At 57.4% G+C, this 20,222-nt stretch carries 26 protein-coding genes and 1 pseudogene; 12 read left to right on the top strand and 15 right to left on the bottom strand.

Annotation, left to right across the window (positions count from 1 at the left end):
- Nucleotides 1-4: 4 nt before the first annotated feature.
- Together hisD and ACP15N_RS10230 are read right to left on the bottom strand one after the other, a co-directional pair.
- Nucleotides 5-1,333, bottom strand: coding sequence for a histidinol dehydrogenase (hisD, locus tag ACP15N_RS10235; protein WP_425092166.1), 1,329 nt, complete (start codon nt 1,331-1,333; stop codon nt 5-7).
- 14 nt (nt 1,334-1,347) lie between these two features.
- Nucleotides 1,348-2,118 (bottom strand): HpcH/HpaI aldolase family protein, encoded by a 771-nt coding sequence (locus tag ACP15N_RS10230; RefSeq protein ID WP_425092165.1) that lies wholly within the window; start codon nt 2,116-2,118, stop codon nt 1,348-1,350.
- Between the two features lie 1,139 nt (nt 2,119-3,257).
- Between ACP15N_RS10230 and ACP15N_RS10225 the strand changes: the two genes are divergently transcribed.
- Nucleotides 3,258-4,274, top strand: coding sequence for an AI-2E family transporter (locus tag ACP15N_RS10225; RefSeq protein ID WP_425092164.1), 1,017 nt, complete (start codon nt 3,258-3,260; stop codon nt 4,272-4,274).
- A 48-nt stretch (nt 4,275-4,322) separates the two neighbouring features.
- Here ACP15N_RS10225 and ACP15N_RS10220 read toward each other — a convergent pair whose 3' ends face one another.
- The 5 genes from ACP15N_RS10220 to ACP15N_RS10200 form a co-directional block, all read right to left on the bottom strand.
- Nucleotides 4,323-4,847 (bottom strand): hypothetical protein, encoded by a 525-nt coding sequence (locus ACP15N_RS10220; RefSeq protein WP_425092163.1) that lies wholly within the window; start codon nt 4,845-4,847, stop codon nt 4,323-4,325.
- Nucleotides 4,848-5,238: 391 nt separating this feature from the next.
- Nucleotides 5,239-5,640 (bottom strand): phage holin family protein, encoded by a 402-nt coding sequence (locus ACP15N_RS10215; RefSeq protein WP_425092162.1) that lies wholly within the window; start codon nt 5,638-5,640, stop codon nt 5,239-5,241.
- Complete coding sequence (locus ACP15N_RS10210) at nt 5,640-6,089, bottom strand: hypothetical protein (RefSeq protein WP_425092161.1); 450 nt, start codon at nt 6,087-6,089, stop codon at nt 5,640-5,642. The genes ACP15N_RS10215 and ACP15N_RS10210 overlap by 1 nt, the downstream gene beginning before the upstream one ends.
- Nucleotides 6,090-6,137: 48 nt before the next feature.
- Nucleotides 6,138-6,581 (bottom strand): DUF2383 domain-containing protein, encoded by a 444-nt coding sequence (locus ACP15N_RS10205; RefSeq protein ID WP_425092160.1) that lies wholly within the window; start codon nt 6,579-6,581, stop codon nt 6,138-6,140.
- 152 nt (nt 6,582-6,733) lie between these two features.
- A complete protein-coding gene (locus ACP15N_RS10200; protein WP_425092159.1) occupies nt 6,734-7,399 on the bottom strand; it encodes an FAD-binding oxidoreductase in 666 nt (221 codons plus the stop codon).
- 138 nt (nt 7,400-7,537) lie between these two features.
- Between ACP15N_RS10200 and ACP15N_RS10195 the strand changes: the two genes are divergently transcribed.
- From ACP15N_RS10195 to ACP15N_RS10185, 3 genes are all read left to right on the top strand, one after another.
- Nucleotides 7,538-8,455, top strand: coding sequence for an amidoligase family protein (locus ACP15N_RS10195; protein ID WP_425092158.1), 918 nt, complete (start codon nt 7,538-7,540; stop codon nt 8,453-8,455).
- Nucleotides 8,452-9,174 (top strand): gamma-glutamyl-gamma-aminobutyrate hydrolase family protein, encoded by a 723-nt coding sequence (locus tag ACP15N_RS10190; protein WP_425092157.1) that lies wholly within the window; start codon nt 8,452-8,454, stop codon nt 9,172-9,174. The genes ACP15N_RS10195 and ACP15N_RS10190 overlap by 4 nt, the downstream gene beginning before the upstream one ends.
- Before the next feature lie 230 nt (nt 9,175-9,404).
- The gene (locus ACP15N_RS10185; RefSeq protein WP_425092156.1) at nt 9,405-10,217 is read left to right on the top strand and encodes a PRC-barrel domain-containing protein; all 813 of its coding nucleotides are present in this window, start codon (nt 9,405-9,407) and stop codon (nt 10,215-10,217) included.
- A 48-nt stretch (nt 10,218-10,265) separates the two neighbouring features.
- On the opposite strand, the gene ACP15N_RS10180 is transcribed toward ACP15N_RS10185, so the two are convergent.
- Genes ACP15N_RS10180 through ACP15N_RS10155 form a run of 6 tightly spaced genes read right to left on the bottom strand, consistent with a single transcriptional unit; the run spans nt 10,266 to nt 14,263 of the window.
- Nucleotides 10,266-11,264, bottom strand: coding sequence for a hypothetical protein (locus ACP15N_RS10180; RefSeq protein WP_425092155.1), 999 nt, complete (start codon nt 11,262-11,264; stop codon nt 10,266-10,268).
- The gene (locus ACP15N_RS10175; RefSeq protein WP_425092154.1) at nt 11,227-11,766 is read right to left on the bottom strand and encodes a hypothetical protein; all 540 of its coding nucleotides are present in this window, start codon (nt 11,764-11,766) and stop codon (nt 11,227-11,229) included. The genes ACP15N_RS10180 and ACP15N_RS10175 overlap by 38 nt, the downstream gene beginning before the upstream one ends.
- A gap of 20 nt (nt 11,767-11,786) precedes the next feature.
- Nucleotides 11,787-12,437: a sensor histidine kinase gene (locus ACP15N_RS10170; protein WP_425092153.1), complete on the bottom strand. Its 651-nt coding sequence runs from the start codon at nt 12,435-12,437 to the stop codon at nt 11,787-11,789.
- Nucleotides 12,434-13,570: a cache domain-containing protein gene (locus tag ACP15N_RS10165; RefSeq protein WP_425092152.1), complete on the bottom strand. Its 1,137-nt coding sequence runs from the start codon at nt 13,568-13,570 to the stop codon at nt 12,434-12,436. Before ACP15N_RS10165 ends, ACP15N_RS10170 begins: the two co-directional genes overlap by 4 nt.
- On the bottom strand, nt 13,567-14,115 hold the full coding sequence (locus ACP15N_RS10160; protein WP_425092151.1) for an RNA polymerase sigma factor: 549 nt from the start codon (nt 14,113-14,115) through the stop codon (nt 13,567-13,569). The genes ACP15N_RS10165 and ACP15N_RS10160 overlap by 4 nt, the downstream gene beginning before the upstream one ends.
- Nucleotides 14,105-14,263 carry a NepR family anti-sigma factor gene (locus ACP15N_RS10155; RefSeq protein ID WP_425092150.1) on the bottom strand — a complete coding sequence of 53 codons (159 nt, stop codon included), beginning with the start codon at nt 14,261-14,263 and terminating at the stop codon, nt 14,105-14,107. Before ACP15N_RS10155 ends, ACP15N_RS10160 begins: the two co-directional genes overlap by 11 nt.
- A gap of 90 nt (nt 14,264-14,353) precedes the next feature.
- Here ACP15N_RS10155 and ACP15N_RS10150 point away from each other — a divergent pair, with 90 nt between their 5' ends.
- Entirely contained in the window at nt 14,354-15,181 is an 828-nt protein-coding gene (locus ACP15N_RS10150; protein ID WP_425092149.1) for a response regulator, read from the top strand.
- Between the two features lie 52 nt (nt 15,182-15,233).
- Here the strand turns inward: ACP15N_RS10150 and ACP15N_RS10145 are convergent, their stop codons facing one another.
- Nucleotides 15,234-15,731 (bottom strand): Dps family protein, encoded by a 498-nt coding sequence (locus ACP15N_RS10145; RefSeq protein ID WP_425092148.1) that lies wholly within the window; start codon nt 15,729-15,731, stop codon nt 15,234-15,236.
- A gap of 114 nt (nt 15,732-15,845) precedes the next feature.
- Here ACP15N_RS10145 and ACP15N_RS10140 point away from each other — a divergent pair, with 114 nt between their 5' ends.
- The 4 genes from ACP15N_RS10140 to ACP15N_RS10125 are packed head-to-tail and all read left to right on the top strand — an operon-like array spanning nt 15,846 to nt 17,323.
- Entirely contained in the window at nt 15,846-16,667 is an 822-nt protein-coding gene (locus tag ACP15N_RS10140) for a formate/nitrite transporter family protein (RefSeq protein WP_425092147.1), read from the top strand.
- A 50-nt stretch (nt 16,668-16,717) separates the two neighbouring features.
- Nucleotides 16,718-16,894 carry a hypothetical protein gene (locus ACP15N_RS10135; RefSeq protein ID WP_425092146.1) on the top strand — a complete coding sequence of 59 codons (177 nt, stop codon included), beginning with the start codon at nt 16,718-16,720 and terminating at the stop codon, nt 16,892-16,894.
- Nucleotides 16,894-17,106, top strand: coding sequence for a DUF2945 domain-containing protein (locus ACP15N_RS10130; RefSeq protein ID WP_425092145.1), 213 nt, complete (start codon nt 16,894-16,896; stop codon nt 17,104-17,106). Before ACP15N_RS10135 ends, ACP15N_RS10130 begins: the two co-directional genes overlap by 1 nt.
- 34 nt (nt 17,107-17,140) lie before the next feature.
- The gene (locus tag ACP15N_RS10125; protein ID WP_425092144.1) at nt 17,141-17,323 is read left to right on the top strand and encodes a PLD nuclease N-terminal domain-containing protein; all 183 of its coding nucleotides are present in this window, start codon (nt 17,141-17,143) and stop codon (nt 17,321-17,323) included.
- Between the two features lie 31 nt (nt 17,324-17,354).
- Here ACP15N_RS10125 and ACP15N_RS10120 read toward each other — a convergent pair whose 3' ends face one another.
- Nucleotides 17,355-18,083: a Crp/Fnr family transcriptional regulator gene (locus ACP15N_RS10120; RefSeq protein WP_425092142.1), complete on the bottom strand. Its 729-nt coding sequence runs from the start codon at nt 18,081-18,083 to the stop codon at nt 17,355-17,357.
- A gap of 115 nt (nt 18,084-18,198) precedes the next feature.
- Between ACP15N_RS10120 and ACP15N_RS10115 the strand changes: the two genes are divergently transcribed.
- The 3 genes and pseudogenes from ACP15N_RS10115 to gdhA all read left to right on the top strand — a co-directional run bounded on the left by ACP15N_RS10115 (nt 18,199) and on the right by gdhA (nt 20,218).
- Nucleotides 18,199-18,555, top strand: a complete 357-nt coding sequence (locus ACP15N_RS10115; RefSeq protein ID WP_425092141.1) for a hypothetical protein — start codon at nt 18,199-18,201, stop codon at nt 18,553-18,555.
- 63 nt (nt 18,556-18,618) lie between these two features.
- Nucleotides 18,619-18,789, top strand: coding sequence for a DUF1328 domain-containing protein (locus ACP15N_RS10110; RefSeq protein WP_425092140.1), 171 nt, complete (start codon nt 18,619-18,621; stop codon nt 18,787-18,789).
- Between the two features lie 89 nt (nt 18,790-18,878).
- Nucleotides 18,879-20,218, top strand: a pseudogene (gdhA, locus tag ACP15N_RS10105) (NADP-specific glutamate dehydrogenase).
- The last annotated feature ends 4 nt before the right edge of the window (nt 20,219-20,222 follow it).

Here is a 20,222-nt window from a genome sequence, read left to right as displayed (position 1 = left end):
TGTTTTACTCCGCCGCCTTTCCGGTTCGCGCTGCCATTCCGTACCCAACATTCTGGCCACCATAGCGGCGCACGCGCAGATTGCACTGTTCGGCATGGCCGACGAAGCCTTCCAACATGCACAGGCGTGAGCCGTAAGCGCCAATCTCGGCTGCAGCCTCATCGGTCAGAACCTTCTGATAGCTGTGTGTTTTCAGAAACTTGCCGACCCATAGCCCACCTGTGTACCGACCTGCCTTTCTGGTGGGCAACGTGTGGTTCGTCCCGATTACCTTGTCGCCATTGGCCACATTGGTGCGCGGCCCCAGGAACAGGGCACCGTAGCTGTGCATCTTCTCCAGGAACCAGTCGTCGCGGTCGGTCATCACCTGAACATGCTCGGATGCGATCTCGTTCGCGACGGCCAGCATGGCGTCGTAGCCATCACACAGAATGACCTCTCCGTAATCGCGCCAACTTACTGCCGCGGTCTCTGCCGTGGGCAGGATTTCAAGCAGCCGATCGATCTCGGTCAGCGTGTCCTCGGCCAACTTCTGCGAGTTTGTGACAAGCACCGCGGGCGAGTTGTAGCCATGCTCTGCCTGTCCCAGAAGGTCGGTTGCGCACATTTCCGCATCAACCGTGTCATCGGCGATAACCATCGTCTCTGTCGGGCCGGCAAACAGGTCGATACCCACCCGTCCGAAAAGCTGCCGCTTGGCTTCGGCGACAAAGGCATTGCCGGGTCCGACGAGCATATCCACGGGGTGGATGGTTTCGGTTCCCAGTGCCATCGCCCCAACCGCCTGAATGCCGCCGAGAACGTAGATCTCATGTGCGCCACCCATGTGCATCGCCGCGACAATGGCCGGATGCGGCGCTCCATCGACGGGTGGCGCCGAGGCGATGATCCGCGGCACGCCCGCAACCGAGGCCGTCAACACCGACATGTGGGCGGAGGCTACCATGGGGAACTTCCCGCCCGGCACATAGCACCCCACGGATTGCACAGGAATGTTCTTGTGTCCGAGGATCACGCCCGGAACCGTCTCAATCTCGATGTCGGTCATCGATGCCCGCTGAGCCTCGGCAAAGGCGCGGATTTGAGCCTGGGCAAAGCGTATATCCGTCATGTCCTGGTCCGAAACCCGCGACATGGCCGCTTCGACCTCGGATTGGCTGAGGCGAAAGCTCGGTGGCGCATAGCCATCAAACTTCTTGCTCAGCGCGCGCACCGCGGCGTCGCCTCGCGCCTTTATATCCGCCAGGGTCGCTTCAACCGTTGCGCGGACCTTGGCGTCGTCTTCGGCGCGTTCAGCATCCGGCTTGCCGCGCTTGAGGTATCGGATGGTCATTGCAGGCCTCCCATTCAGGACTTCAGTGCACGCACAGCTGCCAGATCGTCTGCGCTCCCGCGTTTCAGGCATGTGTGATCAGACCCAATGACAAAGACGGTCGCGCCTGCTTCGGCCAAGGGTCCAAGGTTTTCGCCCGGCGCACAGTAAAGGCCCGTTGCGGCCCCCTGTGCTGACAGAACCTCCACGGATTTCGCGGCGACCTCGGCATCGAAGAAATCGGTCTTTCCATAACCAACGGCAAGGTCAGCCCGCCCGACAAAGAGGGCATCTACCCCCTCGACTGCCGCGATGTCGCGGCAAGCCCCGGCGCCAGGTGGGTCCTCGATCTGGCAGATCAACGTGATTTCGTCCGGGGTCATGGCAAGGTGATCGGACAGGCCGCGCGCCGCGTACTCAGCGGCACGGGTGGTGCCAGCGAAGCCGCGACCGCCATGTGTCCAGGAGCCATAGCGCGTAGCGCGTACCAGTCTTGCCGCGAAATCGGCGTCATTCACATGAGGCACCATCACCCCGGCGGCGCCGGCGTCCAGAACCGCCATGATCCACTCGGGTCCGCTCGCAGGGACGCGCACGATCAAAGGCACACCCGAGGCCCGCCCGGCAATCATCATGGTGTCGATGGCTGCGCGATCAAACGGCGCGTGCTCGGCGTCGAGCACCAAGAAGTCGTATCCGGCCTGTCCCATGATTTCGATCACGATCGGATGCGGTGTTTTGATAAAGGCGCCGCAAACGGGTTGCCTGTCGGTGATCTTGAACTTCAGCTCGGCATTCAGCGTCATTTTTCAGGCCTCCCAACCTGCCCAACTCTTGGGTCGCCTTCCTTCGCAGGCAAGCCGCATGCTCGACGAATGGAACTGGCTGGCCAACGCCCTGACCGAAGCTACAGCAGCACCGGGAGGGCCCGGGCGTTCCCGCGCGCAAAGCCTAGCGCCAGAGTAATCGCTTGGCTCAGAAAATGCGCCATCGGCCATGCGAAGACCAGCCCCGAGTAGGCGGTGAAGGCGGATCTTGTGCCGACGCGCCGGTTTCGCCGCGCAGACCGCAGGTATTGCGCACGCCTTCGGCAGAGACAGTCAGGCGATGCCCGTTATGCCGGTGCTTGGGCAGCTCCGACTGGCCGCCGTTTCGACTGAAACGGACCCTGCTGTAGACTCGTCCGATGCAAGCCGGATATCGGACCTTAACGACATCTCACGCCAGACTAGTGTTTGCGGCAGGTGTTCGAGGTTCGAACCTGCGAGCCACCGATCAGAACTCGCTTTTCAATGACGTGTCTTCCGACATCGTGTTGCAGGGTCGCTTAGTGGTGGCATGTTTTGGGTCATCGCAACCCTCAAAGTGACCACTAAACGGTCAGGAGACGCCGTCAAACCAAGTGGAGGTCGTCGCTTTGCACGTCGACAGGAGGCAGTAGTTGGCCTTCGTTGGGCGCTTAAACCTGCTCAGGAACGAGCAATTGCGGCCGCATGGTCGCGGCAAGTCGCTCTTGCGAAGAATCCGCTGGCCAAACGGGATGCGAGTGTACTCCAGCAACAGCGTCAAAGCGTCTTTCCCGCTCTCATTTGGAGCATGCGGAGGGGAGCAGAAGGCGCCGGGTGTCAAGACGGATCGACGGATGATCAAATAGGCCGAGGCCAGCGTGTGGTTCAAAGAAAGCTGCTGATGGCGCGAAACTTCTAATCGTTTTGCAAGCAATATCGCACGACGCCAATGACCCGGTCATGATCACGATCAGCCGGAGTTTTCCCTACAAGCCGTTGGCCATTCAGGATTGACTGACGCGCATGACCTACACTCGACGTCTGAGGATTGTCCAAGTCGGTAAGGCCGAAGATCAACAGGGTGCCGCCTGTCATTCAGGGCAACCAATCACCGACTTATGCGTTCGCACTCAATGAAAACTGAAAACTTGAGCTCTATGAGATGCGCCCCTTTTGTCTGCGCAATCGCAGCCGTGGCTGTGTGCTTTGCGCTGGATTGGGCACAAGCTGTGTTCGCGCCCGTGCTGACGGCGGTTGTGATCGGGGTGGTGCTGGCCCCGCTCGTGGATCGCATTGGTCGGTTGGGTTTCCATCCCGCGCTCGCAGCCTTTGCGGTTTTGTTCGTTTTCGTTCTGGTTGCCTTTCTTCTGTTTGTCGCGATCGAGCCAACTGTGTCAGACGTTATCCGGAACGCTCCATTGATCTGGGAGGAGGTACGGATCGTAGTCGAAACGGTGAAAGGTGCGTTCTCGGGCGTTCAGGAACTGCAATCAACTGTCGCAGACGCGCTCTCGGACGGAGAAACACCCGCCGAAGCTGATACTGACCCTGTCCCGATACCGGGCGTTCTAGATGCGCTAAGCTACGGTCCATCTGTTTTGAGCGCGCTTCTGATCTTCCTCGGGACGCTCTATTTTTTTCTTGTCAGCAGGTCGGACGTCTATGACAAGCTGGCCAACCTCGTGCCGACATGGTCGCAAGCGCGCATGTGCGAGGCAGAACGTCGCGTATCGCAGTATTTTCTGACGATTTCGATGATCAATGCCGGGTTCGGACTGATCGTTGCGTTGGCTATGTCGGTGTTGGGAATGCCGCAGCCAATTCTGTGGGGTCTTGCAACGTTCCTTTTGAATTATCTGATGTACCTCGGCCCTGCGTCGATCGCGCTGGCATTGCTGGTCGTAGGCGTGGTGACGTTCGATGGCGCTTTCAGCTTTCTACCAGCCGCTGTGTTTGTCACATTCAACATGATTGAAGCGCAATTCGTTACGCCGACACTCGTTGGGCATCGCATGGCTCTAAACCCGTTGTTCGTCTTTCTTTCATTCGTTTTTTGGTTGTGGTTGTGGGGGCCTGTTGGCGGTCTTATCGCGATCCCGCTGCTGGTTTGGGTGCTGTTCGTCTTCGCCCCAAGGAATGCAGAGAAAAGAACGGATACGGCTTCGAGTACATGAAAAAACCCCCGCCAACTTGGCGGGGGTTTTACCTGTTCCATAACTTGTTTAGGTCGCGCCGTTACGAGCGCTGTCTGTGCCCGTCGTTTTGACATTGCCGCGGCCGCTGCTTGCCTTGGCGATGGGGTCAGACACATCACCGCTCAAACCTTCTGTGATCTTTTCGTGCCCTGCCTTTGCAAGGGCTTTTGCCCGTGCCAGTGCCTTGGACTTCTCTTCGTCGAAAATACGTTCCGCTTCATCGAACAGCGCATCGCGGTGCCCACCGATGGCGCGGTTCTCCGCAGCCGTGCGTGGCAGTGCAGCGGCGATCGCGGCGCCGGCGGCAAGTGCGAGCGCGCCAACCAACAACGGATTCTCATGCACCACGTCGCGTGTGGTCGCGGCAACCCGGCGAGCTTCGCTCTCAACCTGGGCCTGGGCAGAAATTGCAGCCTCGCGGGCCTTTCGAATGCGCGCTTTCGCACTGTCCGGCAAGTCTTCGAGACCTTCGTCAATGCGCGCGCGCAGGGTTTCTGTCGCGGCGTACGCGCGCCTTTTCATCGATTGCGATGACGGGTGATACGTTGTCATATCATGTTCTCCTTTCCTGTTGTGTTGAATTTCTGGCGCCTCAAGCCAAGACGCAGCGCGCGCAGCACAGCCTTGCATCTCTGGCGTCGGGCTGCGGACACCGCTCGCAGTGTCCGTTTCGCGGGTATCGTCCGCGCCTGAACGACTTGGTGATGATTGTCCAAGAACGTTTACAGCCAAGAGGGCAAGACCCACCCCGGTGACAGCGAGCGGCAGGGTGTTTTCTTGTGCGATCTTGCCTGCCTTGCGGCCAAGATCATCTGCTGAATGACCGAAAGCATGTGACGCTTGAGCGACCGCTTTTCCGAGACGAATTTTTTGCGACAAGGCGTCCAGCTCTGCGCGCAGTTGAACGCGTTCGTCCTCCAGTTCGCTGGTAATCTTGTCAGTTTCAGCCACCGATCCGCTCCTTGAGAACGTCGATATCACGCTGCACATTCCTGATCGTGCGCGACGGAGCAAGGCTCTCAGCCGACAGGTCACTCATCGCTTTTGCTGCAAAGCCAACCGCGATCAGCAAAACAGTCCCGCCGACGATAAGCGCAGCGACCCAAGGCGGTACCCCGACTGTGACAAGCGCGGAGACGCCGGCATTTGCAAGGACGACAGCCGCGACAAGAGCCAGAACAACGGCCGTTGCGAGAAGAGCCAGCGCCACCTTGGCCTTATCGAAGTTTTCGGCCAGTTCCGCGCGCGCAAGCTTCGCCTCCTTGCGGAGAATGCGGAGCACACTGTCTGCAACGTTCGCGAAAAGGGTCGAAGCCGCTCGACGGCTGCCGGACTCGTGTGACATCAGGAATACCCCCATTTGACCCCATCGGCTTGCGGGCGAACCGAGGTGTCCGAAGCGGACATTTCCGGACCTTCTGCTCGATCGGAGGCTTTTAGTGCGCGCGCGGCGACAAAACCGAGCGCGGCAGCACCACCAAAGAAGACAAACGGATGCTTGTACGCGAAATCGGTTACGTCTTCTTGCAGAGTTGGAAGGTCTGCGTGCCGGACCATCTCTGCGGCTTTCGCAAGATTTTCGGAAAGGTGATACGCTGCTTGCTGTGCGATCGGGTTATGGTCGAACTCGGCTGCGGCACGGCGCATGCTGTCAGCCTCGGCTTCGGTGCGGTCCGCAAAGGTTGATTGCGCTTCGTCGACGCGCTGCTTTGCATGAGCCTTTGCCGAAGCGCCAACGCTCTTGGCCGCGCTTTTTAATCTTTCCTTCGTAGTTTCCGTCTTTGAGGATGACATTCTTCCCTCCTTGGTTGAAATGCAATTGGCCGTGGCAGCAGCCCGTAATCACTGCTCAAGTGCTGCGATGTGGGCTCGGAGAACGGCCCTTTGATCTTCAAGGATCCCGCGCAGACGCGGTGCGTCCTTGAGGTTGTCTATGGCGGCGCTGTAGCTGTTGATGACCTGCTTCTCGCCAGCCAAAATTTGCGGAAGCGCCGAAGTGTCCAGTGATCCGGTCCAGTCTCGCGCGGTCGCGACCACCGAATGCACGACACCCATGATCGAGCCGGCCTTGTCTGGTTCGCCCCCATAGGTTTCGAGCACGCGGAACAGTGCTGATGCATGATGGGAATGCAGGGTGTGGAGCCGTTCGACGATCGGACGCAAATCGTCTTCGGCACGCTCCTGCATCGTTTTGTATCCGCGCATGACATCAACGATGTCAGTGGCTAGATCGGTGATCGCACCCTTGGGCTGATCGACTGATGCAGTCTTGTAAGACCCCAGCATAGGCTTTCCCTTCAATGACTATGCTGGTCAACGCGGAGCGACCTGTTCGGTTCCTTGGGTGTGCGGCGAAGGGAGGGCTCCGACGCAGACGTTTCGCTTCTTTGAACGTAAATCAAAGTGTCAACTTCCGGCGCTTATCCAGAGGCTTGGTATCACTCTTCCCGCACGATTTTCTCGTCCGGAACGCCGTTGCTTCGAAGAATGTCTGCGACCTCGTCCTCCATCTCTGGAGGTCCGCAAAGATAGAAGCGCTGATCCCAGTCTGTTATTGCCTGATCGAGGTACGCTGCGTCCAGTCGACGGGCAGGTACGTTGCCTCTTTGGGGGTCAGATAACAGGAACTCGACCTCGAAACCTGGCAGGTTTTCCCACAGGTGACGGCAGATAATGTCGTCCTCGGTCCTGTTGGCGAAATGCAGGCTGCACTCGGAAATCTCACGTTTACGAGCCCGTTGCTTCAGAATGCCGATGAAAGGAGTGATACCGGCGCCCGCAGCCAGAAAGACACCTGGGCCCTTGTCTTCGATAGCACCCCAAGGCTCGTCGATAAGCACATCGTCGCCTGGTTCCAAACTCGCGAGACGCGCGGTGACGCCATCATGAGATGGATAGCTCTTTATCGTGAACGACAGGATATTGGCGTCGGGGTCGTTGGTGAAGGTAAAGGGCCGCTTTTCATCGCGCCATCCTTCCCGATCCAACGCGAGATCGGTCGCCTGCCCGGGTTTGAAGTTGTAGTTGCTGGGGCGAGAGAAAACGTATTGGCGCGTGTCGGGCGTAAGTTGCAGCACCTGCTGTAAAGCAATTCTGTGTGTCACGAGAGCCTCCTTCTGCTGGAAGTTTAAACGTTCCTCCGCCGTGTCGGTTCCGTGTTCACTTCAAAACACCGGGTCGCTCTTGAGGAACCATTCGCCGGGTCGGCGCGTTTCCGAACCATGCAACATCCAAGAGATTTTTTGACGCCGGACATTTCGGAAGACCACCTTGGCCGAATTGGCCTTGAGCTTGAGTTTTCGGGTTTGTCAGAGCGCACCGCAGCTGAAGTTGTCGCTTTGGCCACAAACAGTCAGGCGCGGAAACACGCTCCTGGCTACTGGACGTGCCAAACCGAAGCGTTCGGCAAATGTGAGGTCTACCTCGACACGCGGTATGCGGAAACGGCGCGCGAGCTTGGCGGCGAAACCGCCGAGAAACTGCTCAGAAATGTGGTGCCTGTCGAATTGGTAACCGAGCCGTTTAGCCGGGATCGATTGCCCGACTTTGACATCATAGTGTCATCACTCCGCGACGCTGGCGCAGTTGGTTCGCGTGATGGCGTGTTCCTCGGGTTCGGCCTGCATTTGAATATTGAGGCGGCTGAGATGGATGGGGCTGCGGTCGCGCGCCGTGTCGCCGCCTACGCGCTGCTGGAACCCTTCCTGCGTGCCGAAGACCCGATTGATGTTTCCCGCCGCATGCTGCCCTTCGTGCGCCCGTACGCCGACGCGTTTGTTGATGCTCTCGCGAACTCTCTGCCAACGAGTTTCGATGGGCTTCTTGCCGCCTACCTGGCCCACGCGCCGTCCAGAGATCACGGTCTCGACATGCTGCCCCTTCTCGCGACAGTTGATGACGCACGCGTCACCGAAGCTGCCAAGGGTTTGGGGTCAGTCAAAGCGCGTCCGGCTTATCACTTTCGGTTGCCCGACTGTCGGATTGACGAAGCCGATTGGAGTATCGATCTGGCCTGGAACCAGTGGAAACTTGTCGACGCAGTCGCTCAGGACAAAGAACTCCTGAACAAGTTGCGAAGAGAGCGCCTCGATTTCGACGGGGACTGGTCAGATCGCGTATCTGAAATTCTGTCTGCGCACAGTCACTTGGGTGCGTCATGAGCCGCCCTGTGATTGGAGTGACAGTCTCGCGCCGCACCGGGTGGCGTGTCTTCCCGTTGATTGCGTTGAATGTTTGGCTTGGCGGTGGTCGCGCCGTGCGATGGCAAACCCGGGCCGATATTGATCTTGAATCGGTTGATGGCGTGGTCATCGGTGGCGGCGACGACATTTCCCCGACGCTCTACGGCGGAGAACTATTTCTGGAAGCGCGTTTTGATGATGAGCGGGATGCGTTTGAGCGCGAAGTCCTACAAACTGCGTTTAAACGCGGTATTCCGGCACTCGGAATTTGTCGCGGCTCGCAGATGCTGAACGTGGTAACGGGCGGTACCCTTCACCAAGACGCCTTTGGCGAGTACGGTGCGCGCTTCACTTACACGGTCTTGCCCAAGAGGACCGTGCATATCACGGATGACAGTCGTTTGGCTTGCGTTGTTGGCCACGGTCCAATGCGTGTAAACTCCTTGCATCGTCAGTCGGTAAACAAACTTGGCAGGGGTCTACGCATAGCTGCAGCGGACGAATTTGGTATGGTTCAAGCTGTGGAACGGGTCAGTGATCCGTTTGCCATAGGCGTCCAGTGGCATCCTGAACATCTGTTTTACCGACCACGTCACCGCGCGCTCTTCAAATCGCTGGTCGCGGCTGCCAGAGCCTACTCCGCAGCGCACAACCAGTTGGCCAGTGTCGACGCAGAATTGAAAAAGACTGCTGCGTGAAGGGAACCCGCGCGGCCTTGGCGTGTTGACATGTTATGGGTTCACTCAATTGGGCCCATGATCTTCCGGAACGCCGTTCTCTGCCCTCGGTCTTCCGGCCCCTTTTACTGGCCCGCCTGTTCGGCGGGCCTTTTTTTGAATGATATCATTATGTTAATTGGAACAATCCGAGCGGCTTGCTGTTGGTTTGTTGAGGGCCCGGCCCCTTGCAATGCAACACGGAGGATAACATGACACGCCTTTTGAGAACCACCGCGCTGAGCGCTGCACTCTTCACCGCAGCTGCCGCCCATGCAGAAATGACCGCCGACAACGATATGTTTATCCCGGGTGCATCCGAAACCGATATGCACGCATCGGACTTTATCGGCATGCGCGTCTACGCCACCGCGCCTCAAGGGGACGAGGGCTGGAGCATGATGTCCGTTCAAGGTGCTCAGACCGAATGGGACGATGTGGGAGAGATCAATGACCTCGTCATCACCCGCGAGGGCGATATCTCTTCGGTTCTGGTCGATATCGGTGGCTTTCTCGGAATTGGTGAGCACCACGTTGCAATGAACAAGGACGAAATTCGGTTCGTTTCAGACAGCGAAACCGACGCGCCCGATGACTTTTTCCTCGTGATACCGGCGAGCAAGGCCGACCTCGAAGCCGCGCCAGCCTATGATCGCGAGTGGATGAAGCGCGACAACCGCGAGGCGTTGACCGACGATCATATGGAGAACAACCCTGTTGCCTATGGTGTCCCGCTTGAGGCTGAGAAGGTCGCCGCGCTGACTGCCGAAGATCTTACCGGCGCCCGCGTCTATGATGCATCCGGTGAATGGATTGGCGAAGTTAGCCAGCTGAACCTGTCGGATGAGGGCAAGATTGACGCGGCCATTGTTGATGTCGGTGGCTTTCTTGGACTCGGTGAAAAGCCTGTGGAGCTCGGGATCGACAAACTGGACATTACTGTCAGCGAAGACGGTGACGACTACCGGGTGTCTGTTCCGATGTCCGAAACCGAGCTGGAAGCACTTCCGAACTGGGAAGGGTAACGAACCCCATCTGAACCCGGAAAAGGCCCGCGACATGCGGGCCTTTTTTTATACGAGTTCGTCCGGGACACCATGCACCGTTTGAGCAAGTGCAACATCCTTACCACGCGCAAAAGGCAGCAGGTGGTGAATGCGGTTTTCAGGCGCGAGGACCATATTGGCCGCAAGAAGCCGATTGACGCTGGCTATGAAGTCAATGGGGTCTCCAGAGGGGTCGGGCGCCGTTGATCCCAGCCAGGCGCACAGCACCTTCGACCAAAGCAGTGTAATGTGCTTTGGGTTTTTCAGATGAAGCCCCGCTTCGGTGTCCCAACGCAGGCTTCGTCCGTTTAGGTTTGCCGAAGACAGAATCCCCTCTCTTAGCCCGAACAATGACAACTTGGAGTGCACGTAGATTTGCGGGGAGCCGTGCAGCAATGCGGGGCCGCCCTCTGCGGTCTCTGCTGGGCGTCTTTGGACCGGTGATGCAAGTGCCAGTCGATCTTTGAACGCCTCTTTGAGGATCTCTAGCGCCTCCATCTGCTGCTGGGCACCCATACGCGCATCGAGATTCCGGTTGCCCCGAAACGCGACATCCTCGGGTGCGGCTGGCAACACCATCATGAGGCCAAGGTCCTGATTGTGTCCCGCAGCCGCGGCCAACGCTTCCGCTAACGGACGGTGGCGAAAAAACTGGGTTTCAAGGTATATCGGCCCGTTTGCGGATTTGATTGCTCTGAGGTGTGCCGTTTCTATCTCGGTGATCCGCGGGTTAGGTGAGATATGAAAGAACGGAAATCTGCGCCTCGTCGATATCGTCCGAAGGAAGCTATCTGAAGCCTCCTCCGGCTCCTTGACCCCTGCCGCAACGTCCTTGAACGTTCTTAAGTGAGACTGCGCTGCGGCGACTATCGGGCCTTGAACGATGGCTTGGATATCATGCCAGGTCTCAGACGCCTTTCGGTCATATGACGTCGTATCCCACCGCCGTTCGTTCAGATCCAAGCCGCCGATATACAGAACCTCCCCGTCAAAAACGGAAAGCTTTTGGTGATGCGTTGCTGGCACGATGGGTAGATCGAAGCGCTGTTTTTCGCTCTGACACGCCCGGTGTCAGCAGGTCTTCGTCACGCTCGTACAGTTTTTGACGCAGCTTGGGATACAGCAGCAGGCGAGGCAGCGACCCCACTCGTGCCGGGTGCAACGCAATCGAATAGGTGAGATTGCCATGTTTTGCGAGTTCTGCGGCGGCTGCAAGCTGCCGAGCACTTGCCCAACTAAGACGGTGGTATTCTGTACCGACGACAGGGTCGAAATCCGAGATCGTGAGATCAATGGAAACACCACGGTCAAGGCAATGAACGATCAGGTCAAACCATGTCTCGCCTATCAACCTCGCTTCCGGGCTGCGTAGCTTGGTGCGCAGGTCGAAAATGCGGAAACAGCCTTCAATTCGCATCTCGGCGTTCAGCCAAAGCCTTTCGAAGGCCGGGAAAGCTTCTTCCGCCGTGAACAACGGCTCAAAACTCTCAATAGCGGAAGGTGGCGTTGAGGCCGGATCGATTGCCATAGGGTGCCCTTCGGGTTTTGTCATGCTTGCGCAGTACGTCTCAGGGTGGCGACTTCTTTCGCGACTTGGTCGCGCACCGAGGGGGCCTCAGTCTGATGCGACAAGGACCGGAAGCACACACGCACGCGGTAGAACCCGCTTCCCTCGGTTTGTTCGGCAGCGGCCCCAAGCTGGGTGACGAAGGCATCAATCAACCTGCCGCCGAGGCCGGTGCTTTCATCCTGAAGGTCTTCGCGCAGCGGTTCGCCCAGAGTGTTCTCTACCGAGAGGCAAATTTCGTTGTCCTGCTGATCCAGCCGCACCCGAATGACGGGGCCACCATCTTTTGGTCGGCCGACGTATTTCACTGCATTGGTGACAAGTTCATTGGTCAAAAGCGCGACGGGTACAGCTTGGTCGGCATCAAGATACACAGGTGCCAGTTCCTTGTCGGTCTTGACCCCTGACCCTGCGGGCAAACCGAGTGTGAACGCTGCGCTGACCACGTCCGACAAAAGCGTGTCCACACGCACATTATCGACGTCAGTGCCTGAGTAGAGGGCTTTGTGGATCGACGACAGGCTCATGACGCGATCCTGGACGCGCCCCAGAACGCGCTTGCCCTGACCTTCGGGAACAGAGCGCATTTGCATGTTCAGAATGGATGAGATGAGCTGAAGGTTGTTCTTCACGCGGTGGTGATTTCGCGAAGAAGCAGTTCTTTCTCGCGCACTGCGTCTTCCAAAAGAGCCGCATCATGTAGAATGCGTTCGACCATGCGGTTGTAAGTCACCCCGATCGAACGAAGCTCTGAAGGTGCCTCTTCTACGCTCGCATAGCTGTCTCTTGGATCATCCAGTGAAAACCCCGACATCTTGTCATCTATTTCCTTGAGATGCCTCAAGATCAGTCGGTCAACAGCGAGTATCGCAAGGCCAAGCGCGACGACCCACATCAAGATCGGAAAGAGCGGTTCAGGCGTTCCGAGGAAAGGTATCGAGTATGGCCGTACAGACTTTTCCCAGAGACCCAGAACGAATACCCGATCCTCAAGGAGCGGAACGAGTGCCGCAAGTCGTTCATTGCCCAGTTGGTCATCGTACAGGAACGTCAAGCCAGAGCTGGGAACATCCAGTGCGGCAGGATCAAGACCAAGGCGTTCGAACTGGTTGGCTCGGTCGATCCCGGTACTGGCCATCAGAACCGTTCCATCCGGATCGAGAAGCGCGAGCCCAAGCTGTCGTTCGCTGCTTTCGAAAAGCTGATCCAGAACTCGGTGAGGCAGGGAAATCGAGGCTGCGCCGATTAGGTCGTTCGAGACTGGATCAAAGACCGGCACGGTGGTGATGATCACTGATTGTCCCGTTGCTGCACCTTCGGCATTCACGGCGGTAACGGGGCGTGGATCGGCCACGAAGTCTGTCCACGACTCCATCGCGCTAAGATCGATGGTATCTCCTGTCGAGGTACAGCGCATGATACCGTCAGCAGAGATGAATCCAGCGAAGATATACGGGGACGTCTGTGCAACGAAGTCTTCCATGATCTGTTGACATGTTTCGCTGTCCGGACCCGTGACCCGCGCGTTTGCACCCAATGCCGAGGCGGCGCCAAAGGATTTTCGCAAAACGGATTGCTCGTTTGAAGCTGCTTCCAGCGTCCGGTTCAGCACATCTCGTTCTTCCAGCACACGGGCATCCTTCACCACGGCCGCGGTCTGCACCACGGCAACGACGCCGAGCGGCAAGATGCCAATACTCAGGAGGATAACCAAACGATTGCGGAGCGAACGAACGCCACCCCAGCGGCGCAACAAGGTGTTCATGCTGCGGGACGACCGGACAGCACCGCCATCGTCGCGGGATCCGTCAATTCCAGACTGTCGTCATCGCTCAGTTCGAGCAGCTCCGTAAGGCGCTTGCGACCGCGGTTCACACGGCTTTTGATGGTCCCGACCTTGCAGTCGCACATGGCTGCGGCTTCCTCGTAGGCAAAACCAGACGCACCAACGAGTAGGAGAGCTTCGCGTTGCTCATCAGGAAGCTGTTCGAAGGCCTGCGCGAAGTCCCGCATGGCCAAGCGACCATCATGGCGCGGCTTCTCCGACAAACGCTCTGCCATGTCGCCTTCGGTGTCTTCGACTTCACGTTTTCTCTTGCGCTTCAGTGAATAAAAGGTGTTGCGGAGGATCGTGAACAGCCACGCGCGCATGTTGGTCCCGGCCTGAAAACTGTCGATGTTGGACCAGGCTTTCACGATCGTGTCCTGAACAAGGTCATCGGCAGAGCTCGGATTGCGCGTCAGTGATCTCGCAAATGCGCGCAACGAGGGTAAGTGTTCGACGATTTCTTCTCTCGGGTCATGCACCATCGGATTTCGACCCTTCCTTTTCTTTCAGCTGTGCCAAAAGATCTAAAAATCGGTCCGGCAATTCCTCTTTCAGCGTGTCCTCGTAGACGCGCTTGAGGTTCTCATCGATCTGACGATCCACGTTGGACTTCTGCTTTTTCGACGCCATGTCTCGCTTCATCTTTAAAAAAGTACTGCTCTGTGTGGAACGAACTAGCGCGGAAAAGGTCCCACACAAAGAACACAAAAGGAGACTTGGATGTCTGAGATCACATCACCCGGAGATCTCGGTACCTCGCTTGCAGCGGAATTGCCGTTCTTGCGGCGTTACGCCCGTGCGCTGACAGGGCAACAAGAAAGCGGCGATCGCTACGCGCTCGCAACGTTGGAGACCATCGTCGCTGGTCCGGCCTCGGTCGGTGCGTGCAGCTCGACAAAGCTCGGGCTTTTCAGCGTCTTCCACAAAATCTGGTCAACATCCGGTGCCCTGATCGAAGGCGTTTCTGACACTGATCAATTGCTAGAAGCGCGGGCGCAATGGCGTCTTGCCGATCTTCCACACAACACGCGAGAGGCGCTGTTGCTGCGTTCGATTGAGGGCTTTGATTTTTCGGCGATCGCCGAGATCATGGATATCTCGCATAATGAAGCAGAAGAGCTGTTCGAGCGTGCACGACATCAAATGGGCGAAGCGGTCTTGGGCAACATTCTGATCATCGAGGATGAGGGCATCATCGCGATGGATTTGAAATCCATCGTCACCGACATGGGGCATACGGTGACGGATGTTGCCCGCACCAAGGATGAGGCGATTGCCAAAGGTCGCGCAAACGTGCCTGACCTGATCCTATCCGACATCCAGCTTGCGGATAAATCGTCTGGGATTGATGCGGTCAATGCCTTGCTGGAAGAACTCGGCGATCGACCAGTCATTTTCATCACTGCGTATCCGGAGCGTTTGTTGACCGGTGAACGACCCGAGCCTGCGTTTCTGATCACCAAGCCCTATTCCGAGGAACAAGTGACCGCAGCCGTCAGCCAGGCGATGTTTTTTGCGACCACCGAGGAAATGGCCGAACTGGTTTGATACCTAAACAAGACGAGCAGAAAGCCCCGGCAGTTTGCCGGGGCTTTTTTTTTTAAGATGCCGAGATGGCGCGGAGCATCCATGCAGCTTCCTCGTGAAAAGCCGACCGTTCGGTCGCGAGGTCCTCGGTCACCGGGTCACGACGACCTTCGACCAACTCGACCAGTGCGTGCAGGCGATGCGCCAGTTTTTCGTGGTCTTGCGCAAGGTCCTCAACCATTTCACCGGCAGAGAGTTTTCCTTGCGGGTCTTCCACGCGCGAGCGGCCGATGATGTCTTCCATCCGCATGGGCGCAAGATGCCCGAGTGACCGAATACGCTCTGCAAGCTCATCGGCTGCGGTAAACATGTTTTCGTAGTGGTCCTCGGTAAGCTTGTGGATCGAATAGAAGGCCGGGCCAGTTACGTTCCAGTGATACGCGTGCGTTTTGAACACCAAACGGTAGGTGTCAGCCAGCACATCAGCCAACCCTTCGGCGATCGCCGCAGTGTCTTTCACACCGGTCTTAACATCAACGGCGGTCGGAACAATTTTCAATGTCTCGTTCATATTCAGAACTCCTTTCTGCTGAGGTGTAAACGCCGCGGCCCCAGTCGAGTTCCAAGAAATCTGGAACAAACCACGCGCCTCGGGGTTGAACTGCTATCGATCAGGAGGCCGACGATGAACGAAGAATATGCCGTCCGCGACGCAACGCGGTTGAACTCGAAGCTCATTTACGAAGTGATCCGACGAGACGGAGAGGAAGAGCTTGAGCGTCCGGCCAATTCCCTCATCTGGTCCGGCATCGCGGCGGGCATCCTTATTTCATTCTCCGTCTTGGGCGAGGCAATTTTCCGTGCCTATCTACCGGACGAAGCGTGGCGCTATCTCATCGAGAACATCGGTTACAGTTTTGGGTTTCTGCTGATCATCCTCGGAAGGATGCAGTTGTTCACCGAAAATACGATCACAACGATTCTGCCGCTGGTGGCGGAACGGTCCCTCGAATGCCTGTTTGCAGTGCTGCGGCTCTGGAGCATCGTGTTGGCCGCAAACATCGTCGGTGCGTTGATCGCTGCGGCCTTCATTACAACCAGTGGCGCTGTTTCGGACGATCTGCTGCTCGTAGTGAATGATCTGTCGTACCATGCGACTGGTTTCCCCGCGATGGAGGCGTTCTTGAGAGCCATTCCGGCGGGCATCCTTGTGGCGTCGATTGTCTGGATGATGCCTGGACAGAACGGTTCCGATGTCCTGCTCATACTTCTGTTCACATGGCTCATCGCAGCGGGTGACTTTACCCACATCATCGCAGGCTCGGTCGAGATGTGGGTCCTCGTCATTCAAGGTGAGCTGGGGGCGTCTGCCGCGCTGTTCCAGTTTTTCATCCCCGTTCTCGCCGGAAACGTGGTGGGCGGCACGGCTGTATTTACCCTCCTTGCCTGGGGACAGGTGAAAGCGGAGGTGGAGCCGGGCGTTGGCGAAGCCCCGACGCCCCGGTAGCCCGGAACAAATTACGCTGATCACTGTTGTTCCATTGAAAGGAGACAAAAATGTCTGCACCCGACACAAATATCGAAAAGCAAGCTAAACGGCACAAACCCTCGTTGTGGGGCATGGCCGTCGCAGCGATGGTTCCTCTGGTCGTGATTGTTGCCGCACTTCTTTGGGGTGATACCTTCGTCGAGGATGATGCAACTGATCGTGTCACCGTTGAGGAGGCGCAATAATGGGCTTTTCCGTTGGCGACAGCGTGAAATGGAACTGGGGTGACGGCGAAGGGTCCGGCGAAATCGCTGAGCGCTTCACCAACGACGTCTCCAGAATGATTGAGGGCACTGAAGTGACCCGAAACGCGAGTTCATCTTCGCCTGCCTTTCTGATCAAGCAATCGGATGGCTCCAATGTGCTCAAGAGCTGCACCGAACTGAAGGCCGCGTAACGGCGGTCCGCCCCGGAAAGGAAGAAACTTACACATGGTTGAGATTACCAGCCTAGGCGGCCTCATTCTCTTAGCTCTGAACATCTGGGCCTTCGTGTCGATCCTCAGCTCCAGCGCGACAACCGGACGAAAGGTTCTTTGGTGTCTGCTGGTGCTTATCCTGCCATTGGTGGGCTTCATCATCTGGCTGCTCGCAGGACCCAAATCAAAAACATGAAAAGAGCCCGGCGCAGAGCCGGGCTTTTCAATTAGATCAACGGACGTTTTGACGGGCGCTGAAGGTCAAGGAACGCAAGTTCTTGCAGCCCCTCGGCGTCAAGCAATCGCAGCTTCCCATCCTGCAGAGACAGCAACTGCCGGTCGCGCAGCTTCATCAGCGTTTTATTTGTGTGGACGAGCGAAAGCCCCAGCGCATCAGCAAGGTCTTGCTGCTTGAATGGGAACGGGCAGCTCTCGTTGTCGACCAGCTCCAAGTCTACGCATCGTTGGAAGAATCGCATGAGGCCCCAACTGATCCGCTGGATTGCGGACATCTGACCAATCGATGTGAGCGCTTCCCCGAGGAAATGCTCCTCCATCGCGGCGGCCCAAGTCAGATCGAACGCCCGGTCTGGTTGCTGTTTAAACAGGGTCCACAGCTCTGATCGGTCAAAGACACACAACACCATGGGCGTCGTTGCTTCGACCGAATGTTTCATTTCCCCCATGACGCCCGCCTGAAGACCAATGAAATCGCCGGGGAGTACAAAGTTCACGATCTGCCTTTTGCCATCCGGCAGCAGCTTGTAGCGGACGCCCATACCCTTGAGAGTGGTGAATAACTGCGGGCTGTTTGACCCCTCCATCAACAATGGGGTGCCAGGGTCAACCTTCAATTCACCGTGCTTGAACCGCCGCATGAACGCCAGTTCGTCCTTTCCCAAGTCGCTGTGAATATCGAGCCTTCGCAACGGGCAATTTGAGCAGTCCGTAACCATGGTTTCTTTCGCAAGCTGTGTCACAGTTTAATGCGCGCAACCACGGCGCGCTTCATACAGACAACACAACCAAGCTTCTTCCGTTCCCGAAACCAACCGACAGGACACCTCCTGCATGGATAAGCCGTCTGTTGCCACGCACTCACCCTGTGTGGTCATTCATTCCAATCCGCTCGTACAGCTGGACCTGCGGGAAACGTTGGTGGCTGCCGGGGCCAAGTCAGTTGAAATTGCAGCATCCCTCAAGCTCGTGTCGGTTTCGGCATGTCCGGTCGTATTTATCGAAGGCGCGTTTGAAAACGTGATCGCACTGCCCGAAGCGCAACAGTGGGTTGCGCTTGGTACCCCCGTTGTCGTCATGAACGGGCACAGATCGGTCTATGAGCATCCGTATCAAAACATCCACGTGCTAGAGCAGCCGTTCCGCACCGACGATGTGCAGCTGCTTTTGCGCAAGCTCAAAGTTTTTTGACCCGTAAGGGAACGTTTTCTGTCGGTCGCAGTTGGGTAAGTGCAACTGAAAAGGAGAAAATCGATGCTCAAGTGGGCCGTTACCTTTCTCGTGGTTGCCCTGATCGCCGCTCTGTTCGGCTTCGGCGGCATCGCGAGCGCATCTGCCGGGATCGCGCAGATTCTGTTCTTTGTCTTTATCGCTCTGTTCGTCATTGCGTTGGTGGCAAGAGCGTTTCAGGGGAAAACGCCCTAAGGCAGTAGGGTCCCCTGAAGGGGTGAGCGGTTCGTGAGTGGTCCGCTCACCCTTCATTCATCTTTTCCCCGAAAATCCAAGGAGAGCCCATGCGACGCTCTGCGCTCGTTGAAGATTTCATGTGCACAGTTCGTGCAAATTCTCCTGATCAGAAAGAATTTCATCAAGCCGTTGAACACGTCGCGCGCGATGTGACCACGATCGAGAAGGCGCACTCAGCCTATGCCGCAGCAAAGTCCTTGAGCGTTTGGCCGAGCCGGACCGGATCATCGGCTTTCGCGTGGTTTGGCAGAACGACAAGGGCGAAACCGAGGTCAATCGCGGGTGGCGTGTTCAGTATTCAAATGCAATCGGTCCCTACAAAGGTGGCCTTCGCTTTCACCCGAGCGTGTCGCCATCGGTTCTGAAGTTCCTCGGGTTTGAACAGGTTTTCAAGAACGCTTTGACCGGCCTGCCACTTGGTGGCGGCAAGGGGGGCGCAGACTTCGACCCGCGTGGTCGGAGCGGTGCCGAGATCATGCGTTTTTGCCAGGCTTTCATGCACCAGTTGGCCCCGTTCATCGGCCCTGACCGGGACATCCCTGCCGGCGACATCAATGTCGGCACACGCGAGATAGGTTGGCTCTTCGGAACCTATAAAGCGCACGCGCAGAAGTTTGACGGCGCGCTGACTGGCAAAGGGCAAAGTTTCGGCGGGTCTGCGATCCGGGCTGAGGCGACCGGCTACGGGCTTGTCTACTTCGTCGACGCAATGCTTGCCGAAGCTGGAAAAGAGTTCGAGGGCAAGAGGATCGCCATATCAGGCAAAGGGAACGTTGCAACGCATGCTGCTGAGAAAGCGGTCGAGCGAGGCGCGAAGGTAATCACCTTGTCGGATACCTCGGGAACCCTTCACGCTGAGGACGGACTGGCGCGCGAGACAATCGAATGGGTCCGGGCACGCAAGCAGTCTGGCGAAGATATCTCATCGCCTCCGAGCCAAAGCGGCGCGGTCTTCAAATCCGGCATGAGCCCATGGGAAGCAGAGGTCGACATTGCGCTGCCCTGTGCGACGCAAAACGAACTTGATAAAGAAATGGCCAAAGTTCTGGTCGAGACTGGCGTGTCGATCATCGCAGAGGGCGCAAACATGCCGCTGACCAGCGACGCGCACGACGTCATCGAAAACGCCGGAGTCCTACACGCGCCTGGGAAAGCCTCCAATGCGGGTGGCGTCGCTGTATCAGGACTGGAAATGAGTCAGAACAGCCATGGGCGCTATGCCAGCCCTGACGAAGTAGATGCAGAGCTGAAACAAATCATGCGGGACATTCATGCGCGTGTCCTGTGCGAAGGGCGAGATGGCAACCGGATCGACTATAGCCGAGGCGCAAACATCGCGGGCTTTCGCCGGGTCGCCGATGCAGTCTCGGCCATGGGTGTGATCTAGGGCA

The sequence above is a fragment of the Tropicimonas sp. S265A genome (assembly GCF_049800835.1).
In the GTDB taxonomy this organism is placed as follows: Bacteria; Pseudomonadota; Alphaproteobacteria; order Rhodobacterales; family Rhodobacteraceae; genus Dinoroseobacter.
This window is presented reverse-complemented; position numbering and strand designations above follow the sequence as displayed.